Below are 22,370 nucleotides of genomic sequence, written 5' to 3' on the forward strand. Positions count from 1 at the left end.
CGCTATTCAGCGGGTAGCGGATTGCCTACAATCCGCCCTCAAATTTTCAAGGGCATGGATTGTAATGGCTCAACATGACACTCACTCCGCCGAACAGCGGGGAACCACACTGCGCCGTGAGTTGAAAGCGCGGCATTTGACGATGATCGCCATCGGCGGCTCGATCGGCACCGGATTGTTTGTCGCGTCTGGCGCGACGGTGTCGCAAGCCGGCCCCGGCGGTGCGCTGCTGTCCTATGCGCTGATCGGCCTGATGGTCTATTTCCTGATGACCAGCCTTGGCGAGCTGGCGGCATTCATGCCGGTTTCCGGCTCGTTCTCCACCTATGGCGCGCGCTATGTGGAGGAGGGGTTTGGCTTCGCGCTGGGCTGGAACTACTGGTACAACTGGGCGGTGACCATCGCGGTTGACCTGGTGGCAGCGCAACTGGTGATGGGATACTGGTTCCCGTCGGTGCCCGGCTGGGTGTGGAGTGCGCTATTCCTGTCGCTGATGTTTTTACTGAATTACATCTCCGTCAAAGGGTTTGGCGAAGCGGAGTACTGGTTCTCGCTGATTAAAGTGACCACCGTCATTCTGTTTATTGGGGTTGGGCTGCTGATGATCACCGGTATTCTGCGCGGTGGCGAGCACGCGGGCTGGCACAACTGGCAGATTGGTGATGCGCCGTTCGCCGGTGGTTTTTCCGCCATGATCGGCGTGGCGATGATTGTCGGCTTCTCGTTCCAGGGCACCGAGCTGATTGGCGTAGCGGCGGGAGAATCAAAAGACCCGCAGACCAACATTCCGCGTGCGGTTCGTCAGGTGTTCTGGCGTATTCTGCTGTTCTATATTTTTGCCATCCTGATCATCAGCCTGCTGGTTCCTTACACCGATCCGAACCTGCTGCGCAATGATGTGAAAGATATCAGCGTTAGCCCGTTCACGTTGGTGTTCGAGAACGCGGGCCTGTTGTCGGCAGCGGCGGTGATGAATGCGGTGATCCTGACGGCGGTGTTGTCAGCAGGGAATTCCGGCATGTACGCGTCTACCCGTATGCTGTTTACCCTGGCGCAGGAAGGTAAAGCCCCCGCGTGTTTTGCCCGGTTGTCTAAAGGCGGTGTGCCGCGCAATGCGCTCTATGCCACCACGGTAGTGGCAGGGATGTGCTTCCTGTCTTCCATGTTCGGTAACCAGACGGTGTACCTGTGGCTGCTGAATACCTCCGGTATGACCGGGTTTATCGCCTGGTTGGGGATTGCTATCAGCCACTACCGTTTCCGCCGTGGTTACGTCATGCAGGGGCGTGATTTGCGCTCGCTGCCGTACCGTTCCGGTTTCTTCCCGCTGGGCCCGATCTTCGCTTTCGTCCTGTGCCTGATTATTACACTGGGGCAGAACTATCAGGCGTTTCTGGCTGACAAGATCGACTGGTACGCGGTGACGGCGACTTACATCGGTATTCCGTTGTTCCTGGTTATCTGGCTTGGCTACCGGGTAGTAAGAGGATCGCGGATGGTGAAATACAGCGAGATGACGTTCCCAGAGCATTCATCGTCAGAACACCAGTAATCATGTATTAAGAAACAAAAAAGCCAGTCGGGTTTTTCGACTGGCTTTTTTTATGCGTGCGGGTTAATAACGCGTTTTATGAACGAGAACGACGCCACTCAAACGCGGGAATGCACCAGCCGCACGTGGCGGTAAACGCTGAGCAGGGTGGCGAACAGTGCCACCAGCACCAGCGGTGCGCCGACATAACCGATTTTATCCATCCCCAGATGCAGGCTGACCTGGCTACCCAGCAGCGCGCCGCCGCCGATACCAAGGTTGAACAGGCCGGAGAAAATCGACATGGCAACATCACTGGCGTCAGGCGCGAGCGACAGCACTTTGGCCTGCATTGCCAGCCCGATGGACATCATCGCCAGCCCCCACACCAGACACAACAGCGTCAGGCCGAACGGATAACCGGACAGCGGCATCAGTAGTATCAGGCAGGCCAGCAACAACAACATGGCGGTCACCAGAAAGCCAATCGGGAAACGTTCGCTGTAACGGCTGTAGAGCATACTGCCCACGATCCCGGCGCAACCGAACAGCAGCAATATCAGGGTGGTGAAGTTTTCCGGCAGACGGGCCACCGTTTGGATAAAGGGTTCGATGTAGCTGTAAGCGGTGAAATGCGCGGTCACCACCACCACGGTCAGCAGGTAGATGCCGACCAGCGCCGGGCGGCGGAACAGCTTAGGCACGCTGGATAACGAGCCGGAATGTTCGCTTGGCAGCAACGGCAGCAAGCGCGCCAGCATCATCATAGCGACTGTGGCACCGGCGGCAATGGTCAGGAAGGTGACGCGCCAACCCAGATACTGACCAATCACCCGCCCTAACGGCAACCCCAGCACCATCGCCAGCGACGACCCGGTGGCGATCAGCCCCAGTGCCTGCGCGCGTTTGCCGGGCGGCGCCATGCGAATCGCCAGCGAGGCGGTAATCGACCAGAATACTGAGTGCGCCAGCGCCACCCCGGCACGGGAAATCACCAGCACGGTAAAGTTCCAGGCCACGGCAGACAACAGGTGGCTGACAATAAACAGGCCAAACAGGCCAATCAGCAATTTACGACGTTCAATACCGCTGGTCAGCAACATACAGATCAGCGAAGCCACCGCCACGATCCAGGCATAAATAGTAATCATCAGGCCGACATCTTCGGTTTTCATGGTAAAGGTGTTGGCGATGTCGCTCAGCAGCCCCACCGGAATAAATTCCGTGGTGTTGAAGATAAACGCGGCTACAGCCAGCGTCACCACGCGTAACCAGGCGGTGGAGCGTGAGGAGGGAGCGGATGTCATAGTCAGGTTCCAGTCGGGTATTGCACATTGCGGACGGCCTATTGTAGTCAATGGATGATGACAATGCGATGTAGATCACACTTATGCGTGGAGTTTTTTTGTGTGCAGCGGGGGATGTTAACACGGTGGAATAACACCCACCGATGCGAGCCGGTGGGTGGGGGCGACGGTGTTTCTGGCGTCAGCGTTTCTGGAAATAAGTCATCGCCAGCGCCAGCGCCAGTACCAGACCTTTGATGATATCCATGGCGTAGTACGGCACGGACAGCATCACCAGCCCGTTTTGCAGCACGCCGAGGATCACCGCGCCGATCAGCGTACCCAGCGCATTGGGTTTGCCGGAGCCCGCCAGCGAAAAACCGATATAGGCGGCGGCCACCGCGTCCATCAGGTAACCCCCGCCCGCGTTGACCTGCGAAGAACCGATACGAGACGCCAGCAGAATGCCGCCCAGCGCGGCCAGCAGTGACGACAGCAGATAAGCCAGCACGCGGTAGCGAGCGGTGCGAATCCCGGCCAGCCGGGCAGCTTCCGGATTACCGCCAATCGCGTACATGCGGCGGCCGTGCTTGGTCAGCGACATATACAACTGCACCAGCACCGTCACCACCAGCATGATCACCACAATCACCGGCACCTGTCCTAGCGTGGCGAACACCTCGGGGATCACGCCTTCCGCCATTTCGCCGCTCGGCAACAGCATATTTTGGGTGATGGAGCCGCCGTAGCTGTAGGTCATGGCGACGCCCTGAATCACGAACAGGCTGGCTAGCGTTGCCAGCATGTCGGGAATCCGCAACACCACAATCAAAAAGGCATTGAACAGCCCCACCAGCAAACACAGCGTCAGTGTCAACACAATCGCACCGGTGGTGCCAAACCCGTGCCAGACGAACAGTGAGATAACCAGCGCGTTCGCCAGCGAGGCGGTGGAGCCGACCGACAGGTCGAAACCGCCGACCGACAGTGAAATGGAAACGGCTATCGCGATCACCGTGACGATGGCGATAGAACGCAGGATGTTGATGATGTTGTTCGGATCCAGGAAATTGTCCGACGCCAGCCCGAACAGGGCGATCAGCGCGACGACGGTAATCAGCATCCCCCATTTGTAGAACAGGTCAAACAGGCGGTGATGGAAAGGAAGCGCACCGTTGGGCGCGTCGTTGGATGCAAGTGGCTGACTCACGCGGGAGTTCCTCCGGTTGAATAAAGTAACAATGTCTCTTCGTCGGCGTCGGTGCCGTCCAGTTCGGCGACGATACGCCCGTCCCACAGCACACAGATCCGGTCGCACAGGCCGACCAGCTCGGAGAACTCACCGGAGGCGTAAATCACGCCTTTGCCTTGCTGCGCCAGCGAATCGATCAGCGTAAACAAATCCTGCTTGGCCTTGATATCCACGCCTTTGGTGGGCTCATCCAGAATCAGCACCTGCACGTCACTGCGCAGCCATTTACCGATCGCCACCTTTTGTTGATTGCCGCCGGACAGGCGGCGCAACCGCTGTTGTGGCCCACTGGTGCGGATGGTCAGCCGCTGGATCAGCTCGCGGGCCCAGGCCAGTGCCTGACCGTGCCCGAAAACGCCGTAGCGGGAAAAGCTGTCGCTGGCGCTGATGCTGAGATTCATGGTGACGGATTCGTCAATAAAGATGCCTTCTTTGCGTCGCTCTTCCGGCACCAGCGCGATACCTTGCTGGACCGCGTCGGCCGGTGACGTCGGGTGCCAGGCTTTCCCCTGATAGCGCCCGGAATCGATGCGGCTGCGGGCGGCCCCGAACAGCGCCTTGCACAGCTCGGTCTTACCCGCACCAGCAAGACCGGCGATACCGAGAATCTCGCCTTTACGTAGCCGGAGCGAAATGTTGTGCAGCAGGGTATCGTCATGCAGGCCATCCACCTGTAATAACGTCTCTGCGTCAGTGAGCGTGCGACGAGGCGGGAAAATATCATTCAACTGATGGCCCAACATCCGCTCGACAATTTCTCCGCCACTCAGCCCTTGCATGGGGCCGCTGCTGACAAATTGCCCATCGCGCAACACGGTCAAGGTATCGCAGATGGCTTTCAGCTCGTGGATACGGTGCGAAATAAAAACGATGCCGATGCCTTCCTGTTGCAGACGACGCACAACGGTGAACAGCCGGGCGCTTTCTTCCTGGTCGAGCGGGGCGGTGGGTTCGTCAAGAATCAGAAACCGGCAGCGGTGGGAGAGCGCGCGTGCCAGCAGGATTTGCTGTTTTTCCGCCAGCGTGCACTGCTCCAGCCGCTGGCGGACATTGATGCTGACCCCCAGTTGCGTCAATAAGGCTTGTGCCTGTTGGTAAAGCGCTGACCAGTTGAGCACGTGACCACGCTGTGCCAGCTGGTCCAGCATGATATTTTCCGCCACCGACAGTGTAGGGACCAGGGCGGCGTCGACTTCCTGCTGAACCAGATGAATACCGTGGCGTTTGGCGTCGCGGGGAGAATGAATTGCAACTTTTTCGCCATCCAGCAGGATATCTCCACTGTAATGGTCATAAGATCCAGAAAGAATCGCCATCAGCGTGGATTTTCCCGCGCCGTTAGCACCGGTCAGCGCGTGGATAGATCCGCCTTCCAGCGTGAAATTCACCTGTCTGAGTGCCGGGAATCCGGCAAAAGAGATGGAAATGTAGCGCATTTCCAGACGCGAATGCGATTGTATGGACATAATTGACAACAACGGGTTCTTAACAGCGATAATGACGGGAGGTCGACGTTGAAAAATATCACATTAACCGCAGAATGGAATGCCTGAATGGGCTTGCGGACGTCCCAGCGCAGAAATGAAAAGGCATAACTTAAGTAAAAACGTTATTAAGACTGGAACGGCTTATCCGTAAAGATGGTTTTTTTACGCCGGGTTTCAGGCTAAGCAGCGCGTTATTAATACAAAAAATTTATTCAGACAGGAAGATATCCGTAATGAGTACCACTGATATTCGGGTCCAGGTGGGGCCGGCCAACTACTTTTCTTTCCCAGGGGCTATCGACAAGCTGAACGAGTTTTATCCGGACGAGATACTGTCGCGTGCGTTCTGGATACATGGCGAGCGTGCGCTGGCGGCGACGCGTGAGTATTTGCCGACGGCGTTCTCTGCGCCAACGGCCCGGTCAGCCAGTTTTGATGCACATTGCAGCGAAAATGAAATTGCGCGCTTGACGGCGGCGGCGGGGGATGACCGCACTCTGGTGATTGGCATTGGTGGCGGTGCGGTGCTGGATACCGCCAAAGTGGTGGCGCGTCGTCTTGGTTTGCCGCTGGTGGCGATTCCGACCATTGCCGCGACCTGCGCCGCCTGGACACCGCTCTCGGTCTGGTACAACGAGGCTGGGCAAGCGCTGCGATTCGAGATTTTCAACGATGCCAACCATCTGGTCTTGGTGGAACCGCGTATTTTGCTGGCGGCACCGGTGGAATATCTGCTGGCGGGGATCGGCGATACGCTGGCGAAATGGTATGAAGCCGTGGTGTTAAGTCCTCAGCCGGAAACCCTGTCGCTGACGGTGCGTCTGGGCTTGCAGACCGCGCAGGATATCCGCGACGTGCTGCTGAATCAGAGTGAATCCGCGTTGAAGGCGGCGCAGAGCGCCACGCTGAACCAGGATTTTCTGGATGTTGTCGACGCGATTATTGCTGGCGGCGGCATGGTCGGGGGCTTGGGCGAGCGTTACACCCGAGTGGCGGCGGCACATGCGGTTCATAACGGGTTGACGGTATTGCCACAGACGGCGCATTTTCTGCATGGCACCAAAGTGGCCTACGGCATTCTGGTGCAGTGTGCGCTGTTGGGGCAAACCGATACATTGCGCCAGTTGAAAGCGGCGTTTCGGGTCTTCGGGCTGCCGGTATCGCTGGCGGAGCTGGATGTGGACATTAGCGATGAAGCGGCATTGCAGGCGGTTATCGCCCGGACGTTGCAGACTGGCGAATCCATTCATTATCTGCCCGGTCCGCTGGATGCTGACACGCTACTGACCGCGTTCCAGACCGTGGAACAGGTAAGGTAAACGGCTGATAAAGCAACGGGGCGGTTTTTAAACCGCCCCGTCATTGAGGATTGTGTTATTGCAGTTTGTCATACGGAAAGGAATTCCTGATGTAACGTGCGTAATAACGCGCTTTGGCGTTAGAGGCCATCAACTCCTCATAAATCATTCGTGCTACGTTTTTGTACTGATACAAACTACCGTTCAGTAATTCTACTTCTAATGTGCTGGTTTCCGAATCGTAACCTACGGCAAACAACTCGGTGGAAGATACACGTTTGCGTTGCAAAACAAATTGCTCCCTGTTGGTAGTTGCGGCGTAACGGCAATGTTACTTGCTGTATTTTTTTTGGTCAATGTCGACGCCAGAGGGTCGAAAAATCGTCAAACAAAACAGACGAAAACATACAAGAAAAGCCTGGATCCTAATCCCAATAGGTGTAATTAGCGCAGCCAGTTTGGGCTCGGAACAGCACGCAGAACCTGGTTCGTACACGCAGTACGTGAAGATTTAGAGCACAGCCCAGAGACAAAACGGCAAGTAAAATAGCCTATTGGATAGGCTCTTATTATTTCTCTATTTCACCTGCATCTCAGCAGGTGATGTCACGTTTACAGGAATCTATCCGTCAGTCAATGATTGGCTGTCAGGATGGATTCCCGCTTTGGTGGCGATCACGTTTTTAATGCCATACCGGCATATCAGTGGTGGTTCAATCTGAACCGTCTGCTGTGCCGGGTATCGCATTATTAAACAACTCTGATCAGTTCGACTGCAAGTGCTTTGCATGAAAACGCAGATGGTCTTCGATAAAGCTGGCGATGAAGTAGTAGCTGTGGTCATAACCCGGCTGAATCCGCAGCGTCAGCGGCCATTGCCGTGCGCTGGCGACGGCTTCCAACTGCTCAGGCTGAAGCTGGACTGGCAGGAAGCTGTCGCTGTCGCCCTGGTCTATCAACGTCGGCAGCGGCGCGTCGCTGTGAGCGAGCAGGTGGCAACTGTCGTACTGCAACCACTGCTGCTGGTCATCGCCCAGATAGGCGCTGAAGGCTTTTTGCCCCCAAGGCACCTGCGTCGGGTTGACGATCGGCGCGAAGGCCGATACCGAACGAAAACGCCCCGGATGGCGCAGCGCCAGCATCAGCGCGCCGTGCCCGCCCATCGAATGACCGCTAATAGCGACGCGATCGCTGGCGCTGACGTGCTGACGCACCAGCGACGGCAGTTCGTCGCTGATATAGTCGAACATACGGAAATGCCGGTCCCAGGGCGATTGCGTGGCGTTGACATAAAAGCCTGCGCCTTTACCCAGGTCGTACTGGGCATCGTCCGCAACGTCATCGCCGCGCGGGCTGGTGTCTGGCATCACCAGCACCAACCCCAGTTCCGCCGCTACCCGCTGGGCACCGGATTTAGTCGTAAAGTTCTCGTCGTTGCAGGTCAGCCCCGACAGCCAGTACAGCACCGGCGGCGGAGCCTCCCCGGCGAGGGGAGGATAAAATACGCTGAAAGTCATGTCGCAGTTCAACGTGGTGGAGGCATGGCGGTAACGCCGTTGCCAGCCGCCGAACAACCGGTGTTCTTCCAGCAATTCCAGTGACGCAGTCATGGTGTGCGAGTGTCCCGTCATCAGTTGAAATGAACCACGGAGCGAATGGATTTCCCTTCGTGCATCAGATCGAATGCTTCGTTGATCTGCTCAAGCGGCATGGTGTGAGTGATGAAGTCGTTGAGCTGGAATTCACCGTCCAGATAGCGCTGAACGATTCCCGGCAACTGGCTACGGCCTTTGACGCCACCGAAGGCGGAACCGCGCCATACGCGCCCGGTCACCAACTGGAACGGACGGGTGGCGATCTCTTCGCCAGCGCCCGCCACGCCGATGATGACCGACTCGCCCCAACCTTTATGGCAACATTCCAGCGCAGAACGCATCACGTTGACATTACCGATACACTCGAAGGAGAAATCCACGCCGCCGTCGGTCATGTCGACGATCACGTCCTGAATCGGTTTGTCGTAGTCTTTCGGATTGACCAGATCGGTCGCGCCCAGTTTGCGGGCCAGCTCGAACTTGCTGGTGTTAAGGTCGATACCGATGATGCGACCGGCACCCGCCATTTTCGCACCGATAATGGCGGACAGACCGATGCCGCCCAGACCGAAGATCGCCACGGTGTCGCCCGGTTTCACCTTGGCGGTGTTGGTCACAGCACCCATGCCGGTGGTCACGCCGCAACCCAGCAGGCACACTTCTTCCAGCGGTGCTTCCTTATTGATTTTCGCCAGCGAGATCTCCGCCACCACGGTACGCTCGGCAAAGGTCGAGGTGCCCATGTAGTGGAAAATCGGCTTGCCGTCTTTGAAGAAACGGGTAGTGCCGTCCGGCATCAGACCTTTGCCCTGGGTGGCGCGGATGGACTGACACAGGTTGGTTTTGCCTGAACGACAGAATTTGCACTCGCCGCACTCCGGGGTGTACAGCGGGATGACGTGGTCACCGACCGCCACGCTGGTCACGCCTTCGCCTACCGCTTCCACGATACCTGCGCCTTCATGGCCGAGGATCGTCGGGAAAACGCCTTCGGGATCCTTACCCGACAGGGTGTAGGCATCGGTGTGGCAAACGCCACTGGCGAGAATACGCACCAGCACTTCGCCTTTCTGCGGCGGCATCAGGTCCACTTCTTCAATAGACAACGGCTGGTTGGGACCCCAGGCGACAGCGGCACGGGTTTTGATCATTTGCATGGTGAAGCTCCTTTATTCAGAGTGGCATAGCCGCTGGAGTAACAACGCGGCTACCAGGGATAATGCGGCATTGACATTGAATGCCGACAAGAAATGCATCAGGCGCCGATTTCAATCATCAGTTTCTTCAACGCCTCGACATTGGGACCGAAGGCGTCCCGCCGCCAGATAAGCCAGGTGCCAACGGATGCGATGTCCGTTGGCAGGTGGTGGACCTGGACTTGCTGACCGGCAGGCAGTGCTTCCAGTACGCTGAGTGGCACCATCGCCACGCCGCTGCCGCTCGCGACACCCGCCAGCAGGGCGCTATACGACGGCATTTCCAGCACGGCGGTAGGGGAGATGCCCTGCCCGCGAAACCAGCCTTCCAGCCGCTGGCGGTAGCCGCAGCCGGATGAGAAAACCAGCAACGGCAGGTTACGCACCTGCTCCGCCTGAGAAACGGGCGGCAGGCCGACGGCGGTAATCAGTGCCAGTTGCTGCGAAAAAACCCGACAGCTGTTGATGGCGTCATGATTAATCGGCCCGGTCACCAGCGCCGTAGCCAGTTCACCGGCGTTCACGGCGTCCAGCAACGCGCCGCAGGTGTCGCTACGTAGTGCGACCTGAACCTGCGGATAGCGGCGGTGGTACAGCGCCAGTAATTCCGGCAATACCGTGATCAGCAGACTTTCCACTGCGCCCAGCGCGAACAGACCGGCGGGTTCACTGGTGTGCGCCATCGCCAGTGCTTCATCGCTCAACGCCAGAATACGCTGGGCGTAACACAGGAAATTATGGCCTGCGGGTGAAAGGCGAACGCGCTGGCGCTCACGAATAAACAGATCTGTCCCCAACTCCTGTTCCAACTGGCGCAACCGGGTGGTGAGGTTGGAAGGCACGCGGCTGAGTTGTGCAGCGGCACGCACCAGTGAGCCGGTTTCCGCCACCAGACAGAACATACGCAGTTGAGTGAGGTCCATATATTCTCTTTTTGTGAATAACTTTGTGTGAGTTGTTTATTTTTATTGAGTGTAGCGGTTGTGGACGACGCTGGCAACCAGGTTATTTGCCTGTTTAGGGTTTTACCGGTGTAGTGCCTTAGCATTCGCGTTATTGGGGGGCTGAGTACGACATCCTTACGTACTGCGCTTACGCCTCGCACCGTCCGAGTACGAACGGGCTACGTGAATGACACCGGGTGGGATAGGCGCTTATTTTTTGTGACATTTAAATCCGCCGTTGGGTCATAGCGCGGCTTTTTTTTTATCGCAGACTAAGGATAAGATGGGATTCGGGTTTTGGCACGGAGCCTGTTTATTCCCCTTTTTTCCTTGTGACATCCAATGGACGACATAGACGGTCGTAATTGACTGATCTCCTACCCGTTATACCCGCCATATTTCAATTGCGGATGTGTTGGCCGCGTTCCCTGAATCCCGTCTCTTACCCGTGTAAGTGACAGGGGGCCGCTGGGTGGCCGCCTGAGCGCGACTTGAATGACTTAGGGTAAATAGCTCCATGCATCCTTGCGCCATCGCGTTTTCTGCGCTGCGGATGAAACATTATTCAAATCAGACACACACTATCTGGATATCATGATGCGCATGTTAAAAAATATCACCATCAGGGCCATGCTGTTAATCATCCTCATCGGATTGACCTTAATCTGGGGAGGGAGCGCGATTACCACTATCGTGTCATTAAATAAAATCGAGTCCTTATTGGATATCAACCAGACCGAGAAAAAGAATTACACGCTGCTGTCCAATGGCCGTGAAGCTTTTACCCAGTCCATTGCGCTGATTAACCGCAGTACGCTGTTCCAGCAACGGGGGGATAGTGCGCAAGCGCAGGCGTTGTTGCAAAACGTGCAGAGTAACCTTGATAGCACCCGAGCGCTGCTGACAGCTTTTCGCGCGGCCAGCCATGACGGCATCAACGCCACGCTGGCGGGACAAGTCGCCGAGGCGTGGGATAACGCCATTTCCCAGGCGCTGATGCCGATGCTGAGCGCCAGCCGCGCCGGTCGTATCGACGAATACCAGCACTATTATCTGGACGTGTACCCCGCGCTGGCGCAGGCGTTTGGCAGCAAGGTGGCGCAGTACGGCGAGGCGATACAGGTCGACGACTCGTTGAGCAAAGCGAATCGTCTGGCCGCCATCAGCCGGGATGTGCTGAGCGCCGCCCTGATGTTGGGATTGCTGACATTGCTCCTGTGCGATCGCTATCTGGTTAACTATTTGGTGAAACCGGTAGGAGATATCAAACGTCATCTGACGGCCCTGACGGAAGGGCGTCTTGGTGCGGATCTGCAGGAATTCGGCCGTAACTGCGTCGGGCAACTGATTCCCTACATCCGGCAGATGCAAGGCAATCTGCGCGATACCGTGAGTGTGATTCGTGACAGTTCGGCGGCATTGCATGTCGGTGCGAGCGAGATTAAAAGCGGCAATGACGAACTGGCTAGCCGGACGGAAGAACAAGCCGCAGCGTTGCAACAAACCGCCGCCAGTATGGAACAGTTGAGTTCTACGGTTATCCAGAACGCGGACAACCTGAAGCAGGCAAGTAAACTGGCGCAGGAAGCCACCGAGCGCGCGCTCAGCGGCGGTGAAGCGGGTAAATCGCTGGAAGCGATGATGAAAGGGATTTCTGACAGCTCACGTCAAATCAATGACATTATCACCCTGATCAACGGTATCGCGTTCCAGACCAATATTCTGGCGTTGAACGCGGCGGTGGAAGCCGCTCGTGCTGGTGAGGCCGGGCGTGGTTTCGCCGTGGTCGCGGGCGAGGTGCGGAATCTGGCGCAGCGTAGCGGCCAGGCGGCCAAGGATATCGGCGCACTGATTGGTGATTCCGTTCAGCGCGTTGAAGCAGGCTCGATCCAATTGACGCAGGCTGGCGCGGCAATGAGCGATATTATTAACAGCATTATGAGCGTGGATGCGTTGATCCGCGATATCGCTTCAGCGTCTGAAGAGCAGAAAAATGGCATCATGCAGGTCAGTCAGGCGGTGACAGAAATGGACAGTGTGACCCAGCAAAACGCGGCGCTGGTAGAGGAAGCGGCATCATCGGCGGCATCGCTGGAATCCCAGGCCCAACAACTGGCGGACGCCGTTACCGTCTTCAGTTTGTCAGAAGAGGAGCACCGCTATTCCACTCACGGAATGCGGCCTTCTTCACCCCTGGCATTGGGCGCATCGCTGTCCCGATAATGTTTATGGCTGGGTCGTGAACGCCACGGCATCTTGCTGAGCAATCGTGTAATAAGAACCACCTGTCCAGTACCGGTGGTTTTTTTATGCCTGATGCGTATTCGTTCAATACGTTCCTGTTACCTGACGAGGTTAGGAACGCATGATGACAGCAATAGGTAATATTAATAAAGTGAGAAACTAATGGGTATATTAAATGAGTAGCGCGTAGATAGTTAATAATGTGATCGTCGACGACATTGCCTTTTTTAATTTAAGGCTTGCTTAATTTTTATAGAATAGTCTTCTTAATAAATATCACAGGGCTGTAAATTGATTTGTTGAGTGACAAAAATAATAAATTGAAGTGCAAGTGCACTCGTTTAATGGGTAATGGTTTATACCGGAAGGATTAGTGCTGTGACTAAATTGCATTGCTGAGCTTACCGGATTCATCAGGGTTTTTCTTGTCCCAACGCGTAAATAGGTAAGTGATATTAAAGGATCTGCATGATTGCATGGTGGCAACTAACGCAGGTGACTATTGGCTAATAGACGTGCCATGCACGCAGAGAATGATTTGGAGGCTGTCATGAACTTCTTAAAAAATATTACTGTCAGAAAAATGATGTTAATTATCCTGGCGCTGTTTACTGTCGTGTGGGGAGTTGCAGCCGCATTTACTTTGTATTCAATTGACAATGTCAATGGTTTATTAGGTGACAATCAGGATCAAAAGAAAAGCTATGCCATTCTGGTTCACGGCAGTGATCAATCTTCCCGTGCGGTAACACGTATGTCGCGCGTACTGGAATTTATACATCAAAGCGATGTGGATAGCGCCCGCAAAACATTAAGCTCTGCGACGGATGCGCTGAACAGTGCCAAAGAAGCGTTGGTGCAGTTTAAGCAGAGTCGGCAGGTTGGTGTCAGCAATGAACTGGTTCAGCAACTTATTGCCTCATGGGAACAGGTGCTCAGCAAGGCAGTCGAGCCGATGATGAACGACTTGAAAGACGGGCGCATTGATGAGTTTGAAAAAATATTCCTGAAGCAGTATCCAGCGATGAGTGTGGCATTTGGTGAATTAACCGAAAAATACGCTGCCGCTATCCAGTCTGACAACAGCATGATGGAGGTTGAAAGCCAACTCATGGTGAGCCGAAATGTATTACTGGCTGCACTGATTCTCGGTGTTATCGTGCTGTTCCTGAGCGACCGCTACATGGTGAATTATCTGGTCACGCCGATCGGCCAAATCAAGCGTCATCTGGAATTGCTGACTAACGGGAAACTTGGTGTAGAACTGAACGAATTCGGCCGTAACTGCGCCGGTCAGTTAATCCCCTACATCCGGGCGATGCAGCACAGTCTGCGTAATACGGTACAGACTATTCACACTAGCTCGTCGGTGATTTATACCGGCACCAGCGAAATCCGCCTGGGAAATGACGAGCTGTCGCGCCGTACTGACCAGCAAGCGGCGGCGTTGCAGGAAACCGCCGCCAGCATGGAAGAGTTGACCTCGACGGTGAAAAACAACGCCGATAACGTGCATCAGGCACGGCAGATTTCGGACCAGGCGCAGCAAATGGCGCGGCAAGGTGGGGACATTACCGACAGCGTAGTGACCACGATGCAGAGCATTTCCGACAGTTCCCGTAAGATTGCGGATATCACCAATGTGATTAACGGTATCGCGTTCCAGACCAATATTCTGGCGCTGAACGCCGCGGTAGAGGCCGCTCGGGCTGGCGAGCAAGGGCGTGGTTTCGCGGTGGTGGCCGGGGAGGTGAGAAATCTGGCGCAGCGCAGTGCGCAGGCGGCTAAAGAAATTGAGACGCTGATTGGCGAGTCGGTCAGCCGGGTAAATACCGGCTCGGAACTGGTGCAGGAAGCGGGTAACGCGATGAAAGTGATTATTTCCTCGGTGTCGCGGGTACACGACCTGATGGGTGAGATTTCGGCGGCCTCTGATGAACAAAGCCGGGGGATTGCGCAAATCGGTCAGGCGGTAACTGAAATGGATGGCGTGACGCAGCAAAATGCCGCACTGGTGGAGGAAGCCACCACGGCGGCGGCCTCACTGGAAGAGCAGGCGCGGAGTCTGACTGCGGCGGTGGCGGCGTTTGACCTCGGTGATGAGCCTATGACACAGCGCACCCCGCGAGTGAGTACACCGGCGCTGAAACGGCCTGCGAAAACTGCTTCGGTTAGTGCGCGGTCAGTTGTTACGACGTCCTCCCAGGAGGGGTGGGAAACGTTCTGATTCACTTCGATTGTCTCATGCTCTCTCAGAATGAATGCATCGGCTTGCCGATGCATTCTACTTTATGGGGACAGCGTCATTTTTATGTAGTGGTTACCGTCAAGATGGTTACCCGGTTTTCAATAACGGGAGAAATTAAAAATAAGGAAAAACAAAGAGCCAATAACGTGATCCTGGTCGGTTTTGCTGTTTTATTTTAAGGCTTACTTAATTTTCAAACGGTAGTCTTAACGATGAAGGTACATTGAACGTATCGCGGTCATGAGAGTGAGTACGGTGACTAAAAAGGAGTGTAGGTTTATTTCACCGTTATCATGATGGAGTAAATATTGTTATTAGCTTGTAGTAAATAATTTTATTGAATTGGGGTTTTTCTTGTCACAATGAGCAGCAGGTGCACAGTGATGAACAATGCATCTCTTTACACTGGGGAATACCAACTGCAGGTGGCTATAACTAAGCAAGCGCTGATGCGCGACTAATTATCTGGAGCCTGTCATGAACATTTTACGACACATTACTGTCAGACGAATGATGTTAATTATTCTGGTGCTGTTTACCGTCATCTGGGGGATTGCATCCATTTTTACGTTGAATTCATTTAGCAGCATGAGCAGTTTGCTGAATGATGGCATGGCGCAAAAAAAGACTTATTCGGTGCTGGTTAAAGGCAACGATCAATATTTTCGTTCGGTAACCCGGATGTTGCGTGCAGTAGATTTCCTGCAAACGGGGGATACCGACAATGCACAGAAAACTCTCAGCTCCTCTGCCACTGCGCTAAAAAATAGCCAAGAGGCGCTGGTGCAGTTTAAAAGCAGCGAACATATTGGCGTGGACAAAGCTGTCGTGCAGCAGATGGCCGATGTCTGGGGACAGTTGCTGCAAAGTGGCGTGGAGCCGATGCTGACAGCAGCTAAAGAAGGTCGGATGGACGATTTTCGCCAACTGTTCCGCAAACAGTACCCGCCATTGAGCGTGGAATTTGGCAACGTGGCGGAGAAATACGCAACGGCAATTCAGTCTGACGACGCGATTATCGCTGCATCGAAGCATATTGCCCTCAACAAGAATTTACTGTTGGTGGCCCTGATTATTGGCGTTATCGTGCTGTTCCTGAGTGACCGCTATCTGGTGAATTATCTGGTTACGCCGATTGGTCAGATCAAGCGTCATCTGGAATTGCTGACCAGCGGCAAATTGGGTGTGGAACTGGATGAGTTCGGCCGTAACTGTGCGGGTCAACTGATCCCCTACATCCGGGCGATGCAGCACAGCCTGCGTAATACGGTACAGACCATCCACGCCAGTTCATCGGTGATTTACACCGGCACCAGCGAAATCCGCCAGGGTAATGACGAGCTGTCGCGTCGTACTGACCAGCAGGCCGCCGCGTTGCAGGAAACCGCCGCCAGCATGGAAGAGTTGACCTCGACGGTGAAAAACAATGCGGATAATGTGCGTCAGGCACGGCAGATTTCAGACGAAGCACAGCAAATGGCGCGGCAAGGTGGGGATATTACCGACAGCGTGGTGACCACCATGCAGAGTATCTCCGACAGTTCCCGCAAGATTGCGGATATTACCAACGTGATTAACGGAATCGCTTTCCAGACTAATATTCTGGCGCTGAACGCGGCGGTAGAAGCGGCACGAGCGGGCGAACAAGGGCGTGGTTTCGCGGTGGTGGCTGGAGAAGTGAGAAATCTGGCGCAGCGCAGTGCGCAGGCGGCCAAAGAAATTGAGACACTGATTGGCGAGTCCGTTAGCCGGGTGAGTACCGGGTCGGAACTGGTGCGGGAAGCGGGTAGCGCCATGGAAGTGATTATCTCCTCGGTGTCACGAGTACATGACCTGATGGGTGAGATTTCGGCGGCGTCTGACGAACAAAGCCGGGGCATTGCGCAAATCGGTCAGGCCGTGACGGAAATGGACGGCGTGACGCAGCAAAACGCGGCGCTGGTACAGGAATCCACCATGGCGGCGGCCTCGCTGGAAGAACAGGCGCAGAACCTGGCAACGGCGGTGGCGGCGTTTGACCTCGGCGATGCACCTGCGGCGCTGCGCTCACCGCGAGCGAGTGCTCCGGTGCTGAAACGACCGACGATGAAGGCTTCGCTGCCAGCGACGGCCAGTTCATCTAACGGTGACTGGGAAACGTTCTGACGTATTCACAATACTGGCTTTATCTTCTTCAATGCACCGGCTAGCCGGTGCATTTGTTTTTTATACGCCAAACTGCTCACCACGAAGCGCGACCTCTGGATAGCGTGAGACGGTTAATGAGACGCCTGCGCACTTTAATAATTTCTTATCGCTTCTATACTCGTTTGACACAGACTGAAATATTTGGAAACCAGATGTTGAGCACCAGCGATGCCGTCGGGCTGGTGCGGCTGTGCCGTTCTGGTGTCGAGTTGAATATCATTTTGATTTTTCAAACAGTATTCGTACCAGAAACCGTCATTGTCGGGACTGACGTTTTCCGATGATTTTTGTTGAGTCCGCTATTTTCTTGTCAGGGTATGAAGTGGATGGCTGTGGCGAGGGATGCGTCTGGCTACAGTCAGGGTTGACCCAACGCAGGTGGCTACTATTAAACATGTGCTTAACGCGCGATTCATTGTCCGGAGCCTGTTATGACTTTTTTAAGAAATATTACGGTCAGAAGAATGATGCTGGTAATTCTGGCACTGTTTACCGTTATCTGGGGTATCGCCTCTATTTATACATTGAATTCTTTCAGCGGTATGAACAGCTTGCTGGATAACACAATAGAACAAAAGAAAAGCTATTCGAATCTGGTCACTGGCAATGATCAGTATTTCCGCTCGGTAACACGGATGATGCGGGTGGTCGATTACCGGCAGGCTGGTGATACTGACAATGCGCAAAAAACGCTGATCTCGGCGACCACCGCCCTGAAAAATAGCGAAGAGGCGCTGGCGCAGTTTAGAAGCAGCGGGCATGTTGGTGTGGATGAAGCACTGATGAAACAGATGATTGATGTCTGGAGCCGACTATTGCAGAACGGCATGGCTCCGATGTTGGCAGCGGTTAACGAAGGTCGGAATGCTGATTTCCAGCAGCTTTATCGCCAGCAATATATGGCGCTAAGCGTGGAGTTCGGCGATGTAGCGAATAAATACGTCAACGCTATCCAGTCGGACAATACCATCACGGCGTTGAAGGAACACATTGCCTTTAATAAAAACGTGTTGGTGGTTGCCCTGATCTTTGGCGTTATCGTGTTATTCCTGAGCGACCGCTATCTGGTGGCTTATCTGGTGAAACCGATTGGTCAGATTAAGCGTCATCTGGAATTGCTGACCAGCGGTAAGCTTGGCGTAGAGTTGGATGAGTTTGGCCGTAACTGCGCCGGTCAGTTGATCCCCTACATCCGGGCGATGCAGCATAGTCTGAGTGATACGGTGCAGACCATCCATGACAGTTCATCGGTCATCCATACCGGCACTGGCGAAATCCGTCAGGGTAATGACGAATTGTCGCGTCGTACTGACCAGCAGGCGTCTGCGCTACAGGAAACCGCCGCCAGCATGGAAGAGTTGACCTCGACGGTGAAAAACAACGCGGATAACGTGCGTCAGGCTCGACAAATTTCGGAAGAAGCACAGCAAATGGCGCGGCAAGGCGGGGATATTACCGACAGCGTGGTGACCACCATGCAGAGCATCTCCGACAGTTCCCGCAAGATTGCCGATATTACCAGCGTGATCAACGGTATCGCCTTCCAGACTAATATTCTGGCGCTGAACGCGGCGGTGGAAGCCGCGCGGGCTGGCGAGCAGGGGCGTGGTTTTGCGGTGGTGGCCGGGGAAGTGCGCAGTCTGGCGCAGCGCAGTGCGCAGGCCGCCAAAGAAATTGAGACGCTGATCAGTGAATCGGTTGGCCGGGTGAATACCGGGTCTGAGCTGGTGCGGGAAGCCGGTAGTGCCATGGAGATGATTATCTCTTCGGTGTCGCGGGTGCATGACCTGATGGGGGAAATTTCGGCGGCGTCTGACGAACAAAGCCGGGGCATTGCGCAAATTGGTCAGGCCGTGACGGAAATGGACGGCGTGACGCAGCAAAACGCCGCGCTGGTACAGGAAGCCACCACGGCAGCGGCCTCGCTGGAAGAACAGGCGCAGAATCTGGCGGCGGCGGTGTCGGCGTTTGACCTGGGGAATCGGGGCTCACTATCATCACCTGCCCGCATTGCTGCTCCGGCGTTAAAACGGCCTGAACTAAAACGACCTGCATTGAAAGCAGCGTCCTCCTCTCAGGGAGACTGGGAGACGTTCTGAGCCGATGACAGGTCAAGGCGTTATTTGTGCACCGGTTTTCCGGTGCATTTTTTATCCAAGCGACGGGTTTTTGGGGATGATTTTTTGTGAATTGTCAGGCGGATTCTCTCATTTTTTTCATCCCTGCCTATACTTGCAATGAGTTAACAGCAGTCGGCGGCGGCAGAAATAGTTTATTGCTGCGGGATAGGCTGATTGAGGCTGTTCTCGTTATTCGCCATCTCTTTCCCTTTGGGGAAATGGACTCTGAAAGTTATGCACAGCCGTATTTAAAACGTAACCGCTGTTCTGTTAATCAATGAACTCTGGAAATAGCCAATAACGTTCGGGAGTGATTATGACCTTTCTAAGAAATATCAGCATAAGATTTATGATGCTGTTTATAATGGGTTTTTTTGTAGTGTTGTGGGGGGGCGTGTCGGGATATAGTTTGTATTCATTAAAGCAGGTCACGCTATTACTCAATGCTAACTCAGACCAGGGAAGAACCTATAGTTATCTCACGTATGGTAATGACCAATACTTTCGGTCGGTAACACGCATGGCGCGAGTGATGGATTATTTGCAATTTAACGATGCTGAAAATGCCAAAAAAACATTAGATATGGCACTGACAGCAATCAATAACAGTAAAAATGCACTGAATAAATTTAAAGAAGCGCCACAGATTGGTATTGATAAAAAGATTTCAGATGAAATGGTATCAAGTTGGTCAGCATTGCTTACAACGGCAATTGAACCTATGTATTCCGCCTTGCAAAAAAATGATTTAGATACCTTCCGCAGTATATTTCGTAAGATCTACCCACCAGCCAGTTGGGCGTTTGGTGACGCAGCGCAAAAATATACGGCGATAGTGACCAGCTCTGATTTCATTAAAACGGTGAACTCACACAATAGCTGGACGCAGAATATCCTGATTCTGGCGTTGATTATCAGCGTGTCGATTTTTTTGGTTAGCGAACGCTACCTGACTAAGTATCTGGTCAATCCGGTTGCCATGATCAAAGCACATCTGGGGCAGCTCATCGCGGGGCGATTGGATCTGCATCTTGCGGAATTTGGCCGCAACTGTGCTGGGCGTATTATTCCAGATATCAAACAGTTGCAACATAGTTTGAAAGATACTGTCTCGTTGATTCGTGATACCGCTGAGGGGATTTATCAGGGGGCGACCGAAATCAGGCAAGGCAATAATGACCTGTCTGGTCGAACCGAACAGCAAGCCTCGGCATTGCAGGAAACCGCCGCCAGTATGGAACAGCTCAGTTCCACCGTGCAGCACAATGCGGAAAACGTGCATCAGGCAACCAAGCTGGCGCATGAAGCCACCGATGCAGCGAAGCAAGGCGGGAAAATTACCGATAGCGTGGTGGAAACCATGGACAGTATTACCGCCAGCTCCCGCAAAATTGCCGATATTACCTCCGTCATCAACGGTATTGCCTTCCAGACCAATATTCTGGCGCTGAATGCTGCGGTGGAAGCTGCACGAGCCGGTGAGCAGGGGAGAGGATTTGCGGTGGTGGCCGGAGAAGTGCGTAGTTTGGCACAGCGTAGTGCGCAGGCGGCCAAAGAGATCGAGGGGTTGATCGCTGAATCGGTATCTCGGGTGGACATCGGATCATCGCAGGTCAAACAGGCGGGGGACGCGATGGGGACGATTATCACTGCCGTGTCGCATGTTAGCGACCTGATAGCGGAAATAGCCTCGGCATCGGACGAACAGAGCCGGGGGATTTCGCAAATCGGGCAAGCGGTTAACGAAATGGACGGCGTAACCCAGCAGAACGCCACACTGGTGCAGCAGGCGATGGCGGCGATTACCTCGCTGGAAGAGCAGGCGCGGCAATTGACGCAGGCTGTCGAGGTATTCCATCTTGGGTCTGAACACCAGACAACCGCCGCGCGTACACGTCCGGCGGATAACATGGCGTTGAAGCGCCCAGCACTGAGGGGCTCTACCCCGGCGCTGCCACCAGCCCGCCAGGCTAACGGGCAGGATAACTGGGAAAAATTCTGATCCGGCCTGATCGCTCGCCGTGTTCGTGGTAACGGAGACGGCGAGCGTGGTGTGTGTCGTGGTCAGAACGGTGGCAAGTTGAAGTCTTTTCATCAGTCATGACGCACAATCACTGGATAATCATCATACACTCCATTAGAGTTGTGGCCGACGTTAGCCCCAGGCAACGTCAGACTGAGAGACACCTGCTGGAGAAAAACATGTCGGTTGTATTAACCAAAGAAGCGGCTATGGTTCACGAGGCGCTGCTGGCGCGTGGCCTGGAAACCCCTCTGCGCGGCAAGATGCTGGAGAGTGAAACCCGTAAGCGCCTCATCGCTGAGCACATGACGGAAATCATGAACCTGCTGAATCTCGATCTGGAAGACGATAGCCTGGCAGAAACGCCTCACCGCATCGCCAAAATGTATGTAGAAGAGATCTTTTCCGGTCTGGATTACGCCAATTTCCCGAAAATCACCATTATCGAAAACAAAATGAACGTGGATGAAATGGTGACGGTGCGCGACATCACCCTGACCAGCACCTGCGAGCACCATTTTGTGACCATCGATGGGAAAGCCACGGTGGCGTACATCCCGAAAGAGGGCGTGATTGGGCTGTCTAAAATTAACCGCATTGTGCAGTTTTTCTCCCAACGTCCACAAGTGCAAGAGCGCCTGACTCAGCAGATTCTGGTGGCGTTGCAGACACTGCTCGGCACCACCAACGTGGCGGTGTCGATTGACGCGGTGCATTATTGTGTCAAAGCGCGCGGCATTCGCGACGCGACCAGCGCCACCACCACCACGTCGCTGGGCGGCCTGTTCAAGTCCAGTCAGAATACCCGGCAGGAGTTCCTGCGCGCGGTACGCCACCATCAACACTGATCACCCCGGCGGTGTGTCTTCTGGCGGCCGGTGTCGGCCGCTATAAAATCATGGGCATTTGCCGTGCCAGTCACTACAATTCGCTGATACTTCCCTGTATTTGCTAAAAGT

The 22,370-nt window shown here is 54.6% G+C and carries 15 protein-coding genes; 8 read left to right on the forward strand and 7 right to left on the reverse strand.

Features of this window, described 5'->3' with window-relative positions; genetic code table 11:
- Positions 1-64 precede the first annotated feature (64 nt).
- The gene (locus tag OB87_RS05005) at positions 65-1,552 is read left to right on the forward strand and encodes an amino acid permease (protein WP_033568337.1); all 1,488 of its coding nucleotides are present in this window, start codon (positions 65-67) and stop codon (positions 1,550-1,552) included.
- 98 nt (positions 1,553-1,650) lie between these two features.
- Here OB87_RS05005 and OB87_RS05010 read toward each other — a convergent pair whose 3' ends face one another.
- From OB87_RS05010 to OB87_RS05020, 3 genes are all read right to left on the reverse strand, one after another.
- Positions 1,651-2,838 carry a sugar transporter gene (locus OB87_RS05010; RefSeq protein ID WP_033568338.1) on the reverse strand — a complete coding sequence of 396 codons (1,188 nt, stop codon included), beginning with the start codon at positions 2,836-2,838 and terminating at the stop codon, positions 1,651-1,653.
- 181 nt (positions 2,839-3,019) lie between these two features.
- Complete coding sequence (locus OB87_RS05015) at positions 3,020-3,940, reverse strand: ABC transporter permease (protein ID WP_235425242.1); 921 nt, start codon at positions 3,938-3,940, stop codon at positions 3,020-3,022.
- Positions 3,941-4,023: 83 nt separating this feature from the next.
- The gene (locus tag OB87_RS05020; RefSeq protein ID WP_033568340.1) at positions 4,024-5,535 is read right to left on the reverse strand and encodes a sugar ABC transporter ATP-binding protein; all 1,512 of its coding nucleotides are present in this window, start codon (positions 5,533-5,535) and stop codon (positions 4,024-4,026) included.
- 254 nt (positions 5,536-5,789) lie between these two features.
- On the opposite strand from OB87_RS05020, the gene OB87_RS05025 reads away from it, so the two are divergent.
- Entirely contained in the window at positions 5,790-6,875 is a 1,086-nt protein-coding gene (locus OB87_RS05025) for an oxidoreductase (RefSeq protein WP_033568341.1), read from the forward strand.
- Positions 6,876-6,930: 55 nt separating this feature from the next.
- Here the strand turns inward: OB87_RS05025 and OB87_RS05030 are convergent, their stop codons facing one another.
- The 4 genes from OB87_RS05030 to OB87_RS05045 all read right to left on the reverse strand — a co-directional run bounded on the left by OB87_RS05030 (position 6,931) and on the right by OB87_RS05045 (position 10,568).
- A complete protein-coding gene (locus OB87_RS05030; protein WP_033568342.1) occupies positions 6,931-7,143 on the reverse strand; it encodes a KTSC domain-containing protein in 213 nt (70 codons plus the stop codon).
- Between the two features lie 475 nt (positions 7,144-7,618).
- Positions 7,619-8,464, reverse strand: a complete 846-nt coding sequence (gene fghA / locus OB87_RS05035; protein ID WP_033568467.1) for an S-formylglutathione hydrolase — start codon at positions 8,462-8,464, stop codon at positions 7,619-7,621.
- A 20-nt stretch (positions 8,465-8,484) separates the two neighbouring features.
- A complete protein-coding gene (locus OB87_RS05040; protein WP_033568343.1) occupies positions 8,485-9,606 on the reverse strand; it encodes an S-(hydroxymethyl)glutathione dehydrogenase/class III alcohol dehydrogenase in 1,122 nt (373 codons plus the stop codon).
- 98 nt (positions 9,607-9,704) lie between these two features.
- Entirely contained in the window at positions 9,705-10,568 is an 864-nt protein-coding gene (locus OB87_RS05045; RefSeq protein ID WP_033568344.1) for a LysR family transcriptional regulator, read from the reverse strand.
- Positions 10,569-11,192: 624 nt separating this feature from the next.
- Here OB87_RS05045 and OB87_RS05050 point away from each other — a divergent pair.
- The 6 genes from OB87_RS05050 to folE all read left to right on the forward strand — a co-directional run bounded on the left by OB87_RS05050 (position 11,193) and on the right by folE (position 22,259).
- Positions 11,193-12,812: a methyl-accepting chemotaxis protein gene (locus OB87_RS05050; RefSeq protein WP_235425238.1), complete on the forward strand. Its 1,620-nt coding sequence runs from the start codon at positions 11,193-11,195 to the stop codon at positions 12,810-12,812.
- A gap of 571 nt (positions 12,813-13,383) precedes the next feature.
- Entirely contained in the window at positions 13,384-15,060 is a 1,677-nt protein-coding gene (locus tag OB87_RS05055) for a methyl-accepting chemotaxis protein (RefSeq protein ID WP_033568468.1), read from the forward strand.
- Between the two features lie 498 nt (positions 15,061-15,558).
- On the forward strand, positions 15,559-17,226 hold the full coding sequence (locus OB87_RS05065) for a methyl-accepting chemotaxis protein (protein WP_033568347.1): 1,668 nt from the start codon (positions 15,559-15,561) through the stop codon (positions 17,224-17,226).
- Between the two features lie 473 nt (positions 17,227-17,699).
- On the forward strand, positions 17,700-19,367 hold the full coding sequence (locus OB87_RS05070; protein ID WP_033568348.1) for a methyl-accepting chemotaxis protein: 1,668 nt from the start codon (positions 17,700-17,702) through the stop codon (positions 19,365-19,367).
- 337 nt (positions 19,368-19,704) lie between these two features.
- Entirely contained in the window at positions 19,705-21,390 is a 1,686-nt protein-coding gene (locus OB87_RS05075) for a methyl-accepting chemotaxis protein (protein ID WP_033568349.1), read from the forward strand.
- Positions 21,391-21,590: 200 nt separating this feature from the next.
- Entirely contained in the window at positions 21,591-22,259 is a 669-nt protein-coding gene (gene folE, locus OB87_RS05080) for a GTP cyclohydrolase I FolE (RefSeq protein WP_033568350.1), read from the forward strand.
- The last annotated feature ends 111 nt before the right edge of the window (positions 22,260-22,370 follow it).

Origin of the sequence: Dickeya undicola (assembly GCF_000784735.1) — a bacterium.
GTDB lineage: Bacteria > Pseudomonadota > Gammaproteobacteria > Enterobacterales > Enterobacteriaceae > Dickeya > Dickeya undicola.